12 protein-coding genes are annotated in these 13,118 nt (G+C 39.4%); 9 read left to right on the top strand and 3 right to left on the bottom strand.

The genetic code is table 11. The features are described 5' to 3' along the window. Window positions 1–494: 494 nt before the first annotated feature. From ACKTT2_RS34530 to ACKTT2_RS34545, 4 genes are all read left to right on the top strand, one after another. Window positions 495–3,104 carry a glycogen/starch/alpha-glucan phosphorylase gene (locus ACKTT2_RS34530; protein ID WP_407895310.1) on the top strand — a complete coding sequence of 870 codons (2,610 nt, stop codon included), beginning with the start codon at window positions 495–497 and terminating at the stop codon, window positions 3,102–3,104. A 53-nt stretch (window positions 3,105–3,157) separates the two neighbouring features. Further along, window positions 3,158–3,730: a DUF3611 family protein gene (locus tag ACKTT2_RS34535; RefSeq protein WP_407895361.1), complete on the top strand. Its 573-nt coding sequence runs from the start codon at window positions 3,158–3,160 to the stop codon at window positions 3,728–3,730. A 760-nt stretch (window positions 3,731–4,490) separates the two neighbouring features. After that, window positions 4,491–6,101 (top strand): histidine kinase N-terminal 7TM domain-containing diguanylate cyclase, encoded by a 1,611-nt coding sequence (locus ACKTT2_RS34540; RefSeq protein WP_407895312.1) that lies wholly within the window; start codon window positions 4,491–4,493, stop codon window positions 6,099–6,101. 429 nt (window positions 6,102–6,530) lie between these two features. Continuing rightward, window positions 6,531–7,523, top strand: coding sequence for an NAD-dependent epimerase/dehydratase family protein (locus ACKTT2_RS34545; protein ID WP_407895314.1), 993 nt, complete (start codon window positions 6,531–6,533; stop codon window positions 7,521–7,523). Between the two features lie 235 nt (window positions 7,524–7,758). Here ACKTT2_RS34545 and ACKTT2_RS34550 read toward each other — a convergent pair whose 3' ends face one another. Next, window positions 7,759–8,184 carry a hypothetical protein gene (locus tag ACKTT2_RS34550; protein ID WP_407895316.1) on the bottom strand — a complete coding sequence of 142 codons (426 nt, stop codon included), beginning with the start codon at window positions 8,182–8,184 and terminating at the stop codon, window positions 7,759–7,761. A gap of 330 nt (window positions 8,185–8,514) precedes the next feature. Between ACKTT2_RS34550 and ACKTT2_RS34555 the strand changes: the two genes are divergently transcribed. The 4 genes from ACKTT2_RS34555 to ACKTT2_RS34570 all read left to right on the top strand — a co-directional run bounded on the left by ACKTT2_RS34555 (window position 8,515) and on the right by ACKTT2_RS34570 (window position 11,349). After that, the gene (locus ACKTT2_RS34555; RefSeq protein WP_407895318.1) at window positions 8,515–8,718 is read left to right on the top strand and encodes a hypothetical protein; all 204 of its coding nucleotides are present in this window, start codon (window positions 8,515–8,517) and stop codon (window positions 8,716–8,718) included. Window positions 8,719–8,925: 207 nt separating this feature from the next. Continuing rightward, the gene (locus ACKTT2_RS34560) at window positions 8,926–10,533 is read left to right on the top strand and encodes a patatin-like phospholipase family protein (protein ID WP_407895320.1); all 1,608 of its coding nucleotides are present in this window, start codon (window positions 8,926–8,928) and stop codon (window positions 10,531–10,533) included. An 8-nt stretch (window positions 10,534–10,541) separates the two neighbouring features. Next, window positions 10,542–10,841 (top strand): hypothetical protein, encoded by a 300-nt coding sequence (locus tag ACKTT2_RS34565; RefSeq protein ID WP_407895322.1) that lies wholly within the window; start codon window positions 10,542–10,544, stop codon window positions 10,839–10,841. Continuing rightward, on the top strand, window positions 10,822–11,349 hold the full coding sequence (locus tag ACKTT2_RS34570; RefSeq protein WP_407895324.1) for a PIN domain-containing protein: 528 nt from the start codon (window positions 10,822–10,824) through the stop codon (window positions 11,347–11,349). The genes ACKTT2_RS34565 and ACKTT2_RS34570 overlap by 20 nt, the downstream gene beginning before the upstream one ends. 141 nt (window positions 11,350–11,490) lie before the next feature. Here the strand turns inward: ACKTT2_RS34570 and ACKTT2_RS34575 are convergent, their stop codons facing one another. Then, complete coding sequence (locus tag ACKTT2_RS34575; protein ID WP_407895326.1) at window positions 11,491–11,955, bottom strand: hypothetical protein; 465 nt, start codon at window positions 11,953–11,955, stop codon at window positions 11,491–11,493. Between the two features lie 311 nt (window positions 11,956–12,266). Here ACKTT2_RS34575 and ACKTT2_RS34580 point away from each other — a divergent pair, with 311 nt between their 5' ends. Further along, window positions 12,267–12,515, top strand: coding sequence for a DUF7219 family protein (locus tag ACKTT2_RS34580; protein WP_407895328.1), 249 nt, complete (start codon window positions 12,267–12,269; stop codon window positions 12,513–12,515). 165 nt (window positions 12,516–12,680) lie between these two features. Here ACKTT2_RS34580 and ACKTT2_RS34585 read toward each other — a convergent pair whose 3' ends face one another. After that, a complete protein-coding gene (locus ACKTT2_RS34585; protein ID WP_407895330.1) occupies window positions 12,681–13,007 on the bottom strand; it encodes a hypothetical protein in 327 nt (108 codons plus the stop codon). Window positions 13,008–13,118 lie beyond the last annotated feature (111 nt).

Genomic DNA, 13,118 nt, shown 5'->3' on the forward strand with positions numbered 1-13,118 from the left:
CACAATACATTTGGTGATTTAAAACTTACTTTATAAATGACCTCTTAGAGGATGTTTGAAAAGTGGTTGGTTGTGATTTTAGGTACTTATTGAGCCCCCCTAGCCCCCCTTAAAAAGGGGGGAAGAATACTTTTGAAGTCCCCCTTTTTAAGGGGAAGAATACTCTTGAAGTCCCCCTTTTTAAGGGGAAGAATACTCTTGAAGTCCCCCTTTTTAAGGGGGATTTAGGGGGATCTTGAATGTTTTGCTACTGATGACAAGACTTTTAAAACAACCTCTTCTAGTATATTGAACGCTTGATGTAAATGATTGAGTTAAATTCAGGACATTGAGAATTCAGGTAAATTCAGGTAAATTCGAGAGAGCAACAAAACAGAAACAGGAGCTATAGCAGGATGAGGGTGCGCCCTTGGCTAGAGGTTCTCAAGTCATAGTTCCTTCTAAACTTAGGTGAGATCGAGAATAAATTCCCCGTTCATTTAGGAATTGTAACCATGAGTAATGGCAACGGCTCGACAAAGTACGATGGCAAACACGCTCCTCATTGGAAAAAGCACATCTGTCGTACAGAACATGTTCCCGTTCAAGTGCAGGACGATCGCACTGGAATGGATATTGAAACGCTCAAACGTGCTTTTTTAGACAACCTGTACTACATCCAAGCAAAAGACAAAGGTTGGGCGACAGCACATGACTTTTTCATGGCGCTATCTTATACTGTTCGCGATCGCTTGCTGCATCGTTGGCTGAAAACTGTTGAGCAAACCTACTTTCAAAAAGATGTCAAAGTCGTATGCTACCTATCGGCTGAATATCTCATCGGACCGCAACTCAGTAAAAACCTAACAAATGTTGGGATGTACGAGCAAGCCCGTCAGGTGGTGCGGGAGTCAGCAGGCTTAGACTTATACGATTTGCTCGAACAGGAAGACGAACCGGGATTGGGTAACGGTGGTTTGGGAAGACTTGCTGCTTGTTTTTTGGATTCTCTCTCAACTTTAGAAATTCCCGCTATTGGCTACGGTATCCGCTACGAATATGGCATTTTTCAACAAACCATTCGCAATGGTACGCAAGTAGAAGTACCGGATCGCTGGTTGCGCTTTGGGAATCCTTGGGAAATTCCACGTCCCGATTACACTGTAGAAGTCAAATTTGGCGGACACACGGAAGCACACACTGATGAACGAGGACGCTACCAAGTGCGTTGGATTCCCCAAAAAACTATTCTGGGGACACCTTATGATATTCCAATGGTGGGCTACAACACAAACACAGTCAATACTTTGCGTTTGTGGAGTGCCAAAGCAAGTGAAGACTTTAACTTACAGATTTTCAACAGTGGTGACTTTGCCAATGCTGTTGCTGATAAAGTCTACTCAGAAAACATTACCAAAGTTCTTTACCCCAACGACAATAACTATCAAGGTAGAGAACTCCGCTTAATGCAGGAGTATTTTTTTGTTTCCTGCTCTCTTCAAGATATTATCCGCATTTATTTGCGAAGTCACAACAATTTTGACCAATTCCCCAATAAATGTGCTATCCAAATCAATGATACCCATCCTGCTATTGGTATTGCCGAACTGATGCGGCTACTGATAGATGTACATCAGTTAGGATGGGATGAAGCTTGGGACATTACACAAAAATCTTTTGGTTTTACCAATCATACCTTATTACCCGAAGCATTAGAACGTTGGGCCATTAGTGTATTTGGCAGGCTCTTACCCCGACACTTGGAAATTATTTTTGAGATTAACCAACGGTTTCTAGATCGAGTTCGCTCTCAATATCCTGGAGACGATGGAAAACTTTCCCGATTGTCACTGATTGAAGAAGGTGCAGAAAAACAGGTAAGAATGGCACACCTTGCTTGTGTTGGAAGTCATGCAATCAACGGTGTAGCAGAACTGCACACGGAACTGGTGAAGAACAATCTGTTCCCAGATTTCTATCAAGTGTTTCCAGAAAAGTTTAGCAATAAAACCAATGGAGTGACTCCCCGCCGTTGGATGTTGATTGCTAATCCCAAACTCGCCCTGCTAATTACAGAAAAAATTGGCAAGGGTTGGATTAAAAATTTAGAAGAACTCAAGCAGTTAGAAGCATTTGTGGAAGATGGAGAGTTTCGCCATCGTTGGGAGCAAATTAAGCAAGAAAACAAGCAGGATTTAGCCGAATATATTTTGCAAACAACTGGTATTCATGTTGATGCTAATTCCCTGTTTGATATCCAGGTGAAGCGACTCCACGAGTACAAGCGCCAGCATTTGAATTTACTGAGGGTCATTACTTTTTATAACTATATTAAGCAGAACCCAAATGCAGATGTTGTACCGCGAACTGCAATTTTCGCAGGTAAGGCTGCTCCTGGCTATGCAATGGCGAAGCTTATCATTCAACTGATTAATTCAGTGGCAAATGTAGTGAATAACGATCCAGATATTGGCGATCGCCTCAAGGTGGTGTTTTTAGAGAATTATAACGTGTCAGTAGCACAGCGAATTTATCCATCTGCTGACCTTTCCGAGCAAATTTCAACAGCAGGTAAGGAAGCCTCTGGAACGAGTAACATGAAATTTGCTATGAATGGCGCACTGACAATCGGAACTCTCGATGGAGCAAACGTTGAAATTCGCGACCGCGTGGGACACGAGAACTTCTTTCTTTTCGGGCTGGATGCAGCAGAAGTTTTACAGAGGAAAGCTCAAGGCTACCATCCTTGGGACTACTACAACAGCAATCCCCAACTCAAACAAGCGATCGACCAAATTGCATCGGGTTACTTCTCTAAAGGTGACAGCAATTTGTTTAAACCGCTTGTGGAATCTTTAAAAAACCGGGATGACTATATGCTGTTTGCTGATTACCAATCCTATATTGAGTGTCAGCAACGAGTCGATGAAGCTTATCGCGATCGCGATACTTGGTGGAGAAAGTCAATTCTCAACTCAGCTCGCACCGGATACTTTTCTTCTGACCGTACAATTCGCGAGTATGCGCGGGATATTTGGCACGTTCAGTCAGTTCCTGTAACTTTAGAAGACGAGCAAGAAGAGAATGCAGCAATACAACTCAATGTACCACTAGCAAGAGTATAAATTTGGGTGGGCAATGCCCACCAATTAATATAAATAATGTGAGGGAAAGAATGATGTCAAATAATTTAAATTCATACCTACCTGCACCAACTAAACAAAAATTTGCAGCTACTTTTCACGTAGTTAGACCGATTAGCTTCTGGATACAGTTAGCACTAGGCGGAGTTTCTAGCTTAGCTTTATTCTTAGCAATATTGAGCCGTAGTTCTACTGTCCAAACAACGACGAATTCGGTCATGTGGGTTGGAGTCTTTTTTGGTGTTCTGGGAATTGTAGTGCTGTGTTTCAGGCTCTATTGGGTGAACCGCTACAGACATTTAGACAGACTTTTACAATCCCCTAACCGCGAACTCCATCCAAGGAAAGAAGATGTAATTCAAGTATTAAGTACTGGATTAATCATCAGTTTGATAGGGATATTGTTAGCTTTTTTCGCATCTGAAGTGACCGTTTTTGCTGTACTATCGAAATCTCTAGCTTTGCCTCAAGGGATAGCAGTTTATAAACCTGAAAATGTCATTCGCTCCCTAGATCTTTTTGTAGTTTTAGCAAACGTCAATCTCATTGGTGCTCACCTTGTAGGAGGTGCTACTTCACTTGGGTTACTTAGCTGGCTAGATCGATAGTCGATAACTGAAATTAAAACGGGCGTCTCGCCCGTTCCACAAAAACTGTATTGAATTCAAATTAAATCTAGAGGGAATTTACTCTCGTTTAAGAAAAAATAGAGAAAAATTTGCCTAACTTTTTCTTCTAGTCTTCCATCAAGAATAATTTCCCTTCCCCTCATTAAACATTTTGTATACAGCAGATTTCAACTTGGTGAGGTACAAAAATTACCCCCCTCTGTCCCCCCTTGCCAAGGGGGAATGAAAGGGGGGTGTACCTCATTCAGATGCAAAGCGCTGTATAGCGGTTCTTAGTTGGATGCAATACACAAAAAGTTATGGAACCGCACCCTTCACGCACCCTCAACGCAGATAAATCTGTACTTCATTCAAGTGAGAACCGCTATATTGAGTTTTTTAGATATTAAGGCAGATATAACAACTCTTGATAAAGGAAACATTGAAATTCGCGAGCGCATGAGAGTATAAACACTTAGTTTTTACAATATTTCACACAAATTTTACATAAAAATTACAGAGATGCTGTATGCGGTGGGGTTCTTTTTATGCATCTTCATATAAAAACGGTATAAGTTACAGCCAATATGTAGTGACAGTATTTCATAATGTTTGTACTTAAAAATAGCTAATGTTTAAGTATAAACTCTGTAGTTCTTATTAGTATTTTACATAGTAATTAAATAGAAGTTATTTGAATACTATAATTATCTCAAACTTCTCTTCTAAAGTTAAGATAAGCATTTAATACAACGCTAATATGCTTTTTCAATACAATGTCTACTTTGTTCTTCTAAGTATTACTGCGGTCGTCTCAGCTACTGTTGCCTTTGCGACTTGGCAGTGCCGTTCAAATTCTTCAGCTAACAAGCCTTTCATTGCGATGATGTTGGCTATTACAGGATATGCTACAGTAGCAGCGATGGAAGCATTTGCAACAGCACTTAGCGAAAAAATATTTTGGTCAAAGTTGGAGTATGTCGGTTCGGGGAGTGTAATTACATTTTTCCTGATATTTGCAATGCATTTCACTAACAAAAATCGTTGGCTAACACCCAGAAATACTGCATTGCTATGGATTGTCCCTACCTTTAATGTAATTTTGGTCGCAACAAATGAATGGCATGGTTTAGTTTGGTCAGGTTTTTCGCCACTTTCCAACGAAGCTAATGTTGTGGTTTACGAACATAATCTAGGTTTTTTCTGGGTCATGGGCTGTGTTTATACCTACACCTTTACAGGAATAGTCTTGCTGATTCAAAAATCCTTATCGCGATCGGTAATGTATTATAAGCAATCTAGAATCACATTAGCAGCTGTAGCCGTACCACTATTGGGCGCTACTTTGTATATGTTACGCCTCACTCCTGTGGGTTTAAATATCACGCCAATGTGCTTTATGGCGACTGGACTATTATTGTTCGTTAGCATTTTTCGCTTCCGAATGTTTGACTTAATTCCTATAGCTAGAGAAATCTTGATTGAAAGTATGAGTGATGGTGTGCTGGTATTGGATGTTAAAAACCGCATTATTGACATTAATCCAGCAGCAAAACGTCTGATTGGCACGAAATATCAGCATATTGGACAACCTGTTGCTCAAGTCTTACCAGAATGGCAAAAAATGGTCAACCTCTACTATTCTTCTGAAAGCTTCAAAACAGAAATGTTTATTGATTTAGAAACTTCAAATTACGTGGAGTTAGTCATCACGGTATTATACAGCGATCGCAAACAGTTAACGGGACACCTGATTGTTTTGCGTGACATTACACAACGCTACCTTGTTGAATCGGAACTTCGACAGGCTAATCATCGCTTGCAAAACCAAGTACTCGAAATTGAATTGTTGCAGACTAAGATGCGAGAACAAGCTGTCAGGGATGGGCTGACAAACTTATTCAATCGGCGTTATTTTGATGAGATATTCCCAAAAGAATTATCACTAGCAGAGCAAAATTCTGCCCCAGTTGCTTTAATTATCTTGGACATTGATTATTTTAAGAGAATTAATGATACATTTGGTCATCAAGCTGGAGATTTTGTCATTCAATCATTTACAAACCTTCTACGTAACTATAATGACTTTCAGGGCATTATATGTCGATATGGTGGTGAGGAGTTTGTATTAGTTTTCCCAGGGCTAACATTGGAGAAAGCCTTTAGTCATGCAGAACGGATTCGGTTAGCCTTTCAAGAAACGCGGTTAGAATTTGTAGGTAAAGAAATATATGCAACAGTTTCGGGTGGAGTGGGGGTGTTTCCCATTCATGGAAAAACAAAAGATGAGCTATTGCAAGCAGTAGATGGAGCTTTATATACTGCTAAATTAGATGGACGAAACTGCATCAAGTGCGTTGCTCATTCTTAATGCTCACTGATTACTGGTCACTGCTCACTGAGTTACTGTCACTATATAAAATGGGGCTCTGTTTCTCAGGAACAATTTAGCTAGTCATAGTACTTTTGTCTTGATTAGCATTATGACTAAAGTCAGATGTCAAGTTTTCTTAAATTATATATACTATATATGGTACTAATTATTCCAATAAAAATTGGGGCAATCTCGTGTTTTGAGAGAGATAATGTATTATTCAAATCTCTGAGTGAGAAGAAACTAAATTTTTTATTTAGATCTAGTGCTTTAAGTACCGTTGCAAGTTTCCTTAAAGCCTAGTAGAAAATTTAGAAATGTTATGCGTGATTTTAAATATTAGAAATCATGCTTCGGTTCTGTGCGTTTCAACTATGTCTTTTTTTAACTTCAGCAGTCACGTATTCAACCCAAGGAGATAAATAAATGCGTGTTTTTGTTACAGGTGGATCGGGGTTTGTGGGTCGTAACTTGATAACGGCTCTCGTACAACGGGGAATTGAAGTGCGATCGCTTGTAAAATGGGAGGCTGAAATTGAGACAATCGAGTCTTACGGAGCTATCCCAATCTTTGGGGATATTAACGATCGGCAAGTTTTAAAGTCCGGGATGACGGGCTGTACAGTTGTCTTTCACCTAGCTGCAAAAGTAGATGATTGGGGAAACTTCGAGGACTTTCAAGAAGTTAATGTTTGTGGAACAGAACAAATTATCGCCGTTGCAAAAGAAACAGGTGTATCGCGTCTTGTATACGTGAGTACGGATGCGGTACTGATAACAGGAAAAGCGATCGTAAATGCTGATGAAACTCAACGTCTTCCAAAAAAGCCATTAGGTTTTTACGCACTAACAAAAGCAAAAGCAGAAACAAAAGTTATTGCAGCCAACTCAGACAAACTCACAACAGTCGTAGTACGTCCGCGTTTTGTTTGGGGAAAAGGAGACACTACCCTGTTAGCGCGGTTTATCCGAGCCATCGGTAATCAAGAGTTTGCTTGGATTTCTGGCGGTCGATATTTGACTTCCACCTGTCATGTCAAAAATTTGTGTGAAGGTTTGATTCTGGCGTCAGAAAGAGGAAGGGGAGGTGAAATTTATTTCATCACTGATGGTGCGCCTGTAGAGTTCCGAAGCTTTATTACAGAGTTATTACAGACTCAAGGAGTTGAACCGGGTACAAATAGTTTACCGCGTTGGTTAGTTTGGTCGTGGGCTTGGATTTTAGAGAAAGTATGGACTTTGTTAAAACTTAAGAGTTTACCTCCTATCACCCGAACAGCTTTGTCTCTGATAGGCTCTGAAGTCACGGTAAATGATACTAAAGCCCGACGCGAACTTAGTTACATACCAGTCATTTCACGGCAAGAAGGATTGTTCGAGATGGGAAATAATAGTCCTCAGTTAGCTGCAATACGTTGAATAAGTAAGTCCGCTTAATTGTCTTGTGGTGCGGGTTTCTAGCCCGCCACTAAATATGGGATGGGCGAGGACACCTATCCTACAAAATATTCTCTCCCAGCACTTTGCAGGTAAATGAAGTACCAATGCTTAAGATGTCTGATAATATCAATTACAAATTATTTTAATAGTGTTTGTCTTAGCAAGCAACTCCTCAATAAAATTGTCGATCGCGAGCGCAATTCGTTCTCTCTTTTCAGGACCGCGAGCCACTCTGCTTTTTATAAGCAGCGAACTTTCGCATTAGATAGAACAGTAGACTACTAGGAATAAAAGGAACGGAACGTAACAAAAAATCAAAATCAAGTGATGGTACTAATAGATGAATTAGATTACTGATAAAAATTACCGTTGTTACCCACAATAATCCTCTCTGCCACCAAGTATTGCCTAACAGACTTACAACCTCAGCACTGCTATAACTTAGACCACCGATGATAGCTCCAATCACTGAAATTTGTAGACTATGAGAGTTTAGTGCAGCGTAAGTAAATCCACCAAAAGCCCCAGCAACAACTGAAACAAAATAATGCTTGCGGAGCTTAACCAAGAGTGAATCAGATTGATTGATAACAAAACAATACTTACGGAGCTTAGCTAAGAGTGAATCAGATTGACTCATAACAAATTACCTTTTAGAGAAATCCTGAAAAGAGCTTTGAAAATCTGCTCTATCTTTGCTCCGTTTAATAAGATTGATTTTACGAAAAAGATGTTAATTCTATACAAAACTTTACATCCATTTCTTGTGTATGTAATACCGCATTACTTGATTTTCTCACAATACGGTCTATTTATTTAGGCCGTCGCGTACTAGCGATCGCCGCAAACAAGTAGGACAAGCTGTTGCTTATCAAGAGCGTTTTGTGACATACTTTACAATGTCAGCTGGGTTACCCTTGACCCTCAGAAGCAATCCAGTAGGGAAGCTACAGAGAATTTATCATCAAGAATGATTAATAACCGAGTGAGCCAGAAAGTTTCGGAATTGGGACAGACTACTGAGATAGTGGAAGCGACAAGTTGGGAGATGGACAAATCAGGTGAGGTTGTGCTGACGGCTTCTAGTTTTCAATTGGGTGCAATACATAAAAAAGTTATGGAACCGCAACCTGTAGCGGATAAACGCAGATCGATCTGTACTTTATTCAAGTGAAAATCGCTATAAGTATTGTAGGTAGGGTATTGCCCACCAATTTATACTGTAGGTGGGCAATGCCCTACCTACAGTCATTAAAATTTTTCATGAATGATGCGCGGATTGCTATATGCCTAAAGTTTTTTGAATCTCTGAATTCACCATTAGCAACAGCGATCGCGTCAAAATAGATAAAGAGAAACGCTGTGTAGAGGATACTTTTCCATGTCTGTGGAAGCTTACGCTATTTTAGATGGTGGTGGAGTCAAGGGTGCTGCATTAGTCGGATGTTTAAAAGCAGCAGCAGAACAGGGTATAAGATTTATAGGTTACGGCGGAACATCAGCAGGAAGTATCGTCGCTTTACTTGCAAATGTGGGTTATTCTCCAGAAGAAATTAGAAAGATTATGGTGGAGGAAATTAATTTTCATGACTTTTTAGATGATGCGGAAAGAAAATTACAGCGTTTTAAACAACTACCCCAAAATCTTTCTAAAAGTCTTTCTAAAGATTTCGTTTTATTAAAAAATTTAGATTTAATTAATGAGATTAGACAAAATTTTGGTTTTTGTAATGGTAATAAACTCACTCATTTTCTTTTAAAGAAGATCCAAAATAGTCAGAAAGTCGCAAACAGTGAATCCTCTTTAAAGGAAAAACTTAAAAACGCAACAGATATTACTTTTCAAAATCTCCAAGATATAGGATGTTCTCCTCTAAAAATTGTAGCTTCAGATATCAAAAGTCACCAAGCTGTTGTTTATCCTCAAGGAGAAGGAGAGGAAGCTTTAAATTATTCTGTGATTAAAGCTGTCAGAGCATCTATGAGCTATCCCTTTGTGTTTACTCCCGTCATAGAAAGCGATCGCATTTTGGTAGATGGAGGTTTAAGTAGTAATTTACCAGTGTTTCTCTTTAAACAAGAGCAAAGGAAAAACTCCAAACCAGTTATTGCTTTTGATTTATACAGTCAAGAATATCCTAAGTCTCCTGACGCAAAACCTAAATATGAATTGGGTCAGTTTTGCGCGGATATGTTATCGACTATAATAGATTCAAGTGACGATTTACTCAGAGCGGTTACAGATAAAGTTTACCACGTCCGCGTTCCCATACCAGCAAACATTAAAACTCTTGATTTTTCTATTGATGCGGAATTAAGAGAAAATCTTTTCTATCGAGGTTATAGTGCAACGGCTAGCTTTCTAACATTGAATTTACCCCAATGGAAAAAAGTAACAAATACTATCGAGCAATTACAAGCTTTACACGCTCCACCTTATTTAGTTAAACCGACTCTCAAAACAATTGTGAGAGATATAGAAGAAACCACAAATCTCAGAGAATGCCGTTCGTATATCATGCTACCAAAAGACGAAAATCGGTTTGCGATCGCATACCAATATAATATGGATGAAGATCCAGATGTAGATTGGCAGATAGACATAAATAACAAAGGTACTTGGGGAGAATCCTGGAGAGAACGAAAGTTTTTTTTACTCAATGTTCGGGTCTTAAAACAAGAACCTCACGCATGGAACATGACAAAACCTCAAGTCAATAAAATTCCGAAAGATAGAAAAACAATAGCGACTGTACCGCTCTTCAATTGGAAAACTATTACAGAAATTACAGAAGAAGATTTTGAAAAGTTTCTTCAATTAGAAACCACGAACTTCCAGAAGATAATTGACAGTTACGAATTAATTGGGATTCTCGCTCTTGATACCACTACTGAAATTGAAGAAGCGCTTAATTCACAAGGTATGCTAACTCAGATTTATCGAACTATGATGGTAGGAGCGAGTATACTCTCAGGAACGTTAAAGTAGGAGACAAAATGATCGAGCCAAGTGGAATTCAACCGTTACCAAACCAGAAATTGAAGGTAAGAGAAGTCACTTCAGGTTTATATACTCTAGAAAATACCTATGAAGGGGTTTATGAGTATTTTACAGAACCTTCCGTTGTTAAAGTAGAACCCAATGCTTCCCTAGAATCCCTTGAAGATTGGCGAAAAGAATTTGGAACAGAAACAAAATTAGTACAAGAAGAGAGAGAACAAAAGACAGAGGGCGTAAAAATAGAAGTACGAACTATGAATCGCGAAGGAGGTAGGGATGCTACAAGTTCTACTTGATGCAGACATTGCCTTAGAGTGGATACTTAATCGCAGCCCTATTGTTGAAGAAGTCGAAATTATCTGGTATTTAATCAACAGTCATGTTATCGAATGCTACATGACAAAAATCGGTATGGGTAAAATTCGTCTTGTTCTAAGTGAATTTAACGGAGTTAAAGCCAATGATTTTGTCGCTTATTTAGAAGGAGTTGTCAAAATCAGTCCCGTCGATTCCAGTATTTTGCAAGCATCCCGCAAATCCCCACTAGATTTTGAAACCGCAGTAGAAATAGAGTGTGCCAAGCAAAAGCAGTGTTATTATATAACTCAGCAATCTCGCGATGCGATCGCTAAGTATTACGATAAAGTCCCCCAGTTAGGAGAACTATGGCATTTGCTAGGACGCGAGTTTGCAAGCAAGATGAATGAAGTTCTGCTACAGAAAAAAATCAATTCAATCTCCATATGGGCTGCTAAGCAAGGCTTGGGAGAACTTATTAAATGGAAGCTTAACAGTGACCAGTGACCAGTGACCAGTGACCAGTGACCAGTGACCAGTGACCAGCTAAAACACATACTGTTTGTAAGAACAATAGTTTTTAACTCTTGTGGGATGGGCGTCCCGCCCGTCCGAAGTTCAAAACTTTTATGGAATGAGCATCAAAATTTAATTACTCTCCGCTTTGCGCTGATTCAGTTCTTTGCACTTCGCTTCGGCTGCTTGATATGCTGTTAAGTACTCTTTACCACCTAGCATCACATCTCCGTAATAGTCGTAAGGAGGATCGCCATAGATAGGTAAGGGGTCGTCCTCCGGATAATCTTCTTTCGATTCTTCTATAATCGCTTTCAGTTTTTTTACGCTGATTCGCTGTGCTGGATAATACAAAAGCCCTTGCGGGTCTTGCTTGAGATGGGGTAATGTAGGGTCAATAATGCGATCGCCCAATTCAATCCAAGCGTGTTCGATAGGTTTGTAAGGTCTGCCTGCAAAAGCCAAAAAGCCCTGGACGTAAGTTGCTCCCTCAGTCGCCAAGGCTGCTTTATAAGCATTATCAAACGGAGTCTTCGCCTTGCTTTTTATGCTTTGGGCTATTTCTTTGGAAAGCTCTTCATCAAGTGGTAAGATCATTTACAGCAAGGAAATGAGCAGCAACTTTAATATACTAGCAGTTTTGAGTTTGTTGTGGGGGACTTTTAAGAGTACTTTCCCCTCTTTTAAGCTGGGCTAGGGGGGATCGCGATCCCAACGGTGTACTTTACAAACATCCCTTTAATCACTTTTATTTATCAAATCAAAAAATAATAATATTTGCTTTTATCATTTAGATAACATAAAAAGGAATTAGGGAAATAAAACTCTTTGTTCAAGAGGTGAAATATGGAACAGCAGATTTGCCGGCTAAGTTTTCTCAATAGTATCGTTTATTTAAGAGGTGGGTTATGTTAGAACCCGTAAATAAGGATGATTTTCTTTATCAGAAACGTACATATCGCGGTCAGTTTCATCCAGCAGCTTTATTATTCAACGCCAACTTACAAGAATTTGCCACGAGAGTGAGTTACATCTCCAACCTACAAACTCGTGGAAAGCTTTCTTCAGAGGAATCTTACGAACAAATTAACGCTCTTTGGAATGAGTTAAAAAGCAGCTATTCATCACTGGGATTGGATTCAAACAAATTGAATTAGGGTAAGCATTCATAAATAATTTGTAAAAAATTTAAGTATTGTAGGTAGGGTTATGCCGTACAAAAGCTTTGTGTGTGCGGTATAGCCCTACCTACGTGTATTTCAAAAATCAAATAGGAGTCCTATAGTTTCTCTCAAATAAAAAGTATGTTTGTATTATCTAGCTTAGCCAAATTGCTTGCGATCGCGCAATTGCTCTACAATATAGTCTTCTAGTTCTTGCCTTTCTCGGCTGCTAGCATGTCTGTGATAAGTTCTGCCAGTTTCTTGAATAAACTTGCGTTTCTCACTTTGAGAACCACCGAGTTTACCTCCTGGTTTCTTAAGAGTTTTCTGTAAATCCTCCCAGGTTTTTTCACCAACAATTTCACCTAATTGGACGAGTGCTTTCGGTAACAATCTTTTGGCTTCTTGACGAAATTCGTCGTCTGTATCGAGAGAAGCTATATCTGTACTACTAAAGTCAATACTAATTTGCTGAAATTTACTCATTTAAAACTCCTCTATACCAAGTACACAGTTTAACTTAAGTAGGGGGTAGGGAAGAGGTTGGGCAGTGAAATTTTTTCTTTGAGACTCCTTCATGGTAGAGTTGAGGCGGAG

The sequence above is a fragment of the Scytonema hankhaensis NUACC26 genome, from assembly GCF_045865695.1.
Lineage (GTDB): Bacteria > Cyanobacteriota > Cyanobacteriia > Cyanobacteriales > Nostocaceae > Scytonema.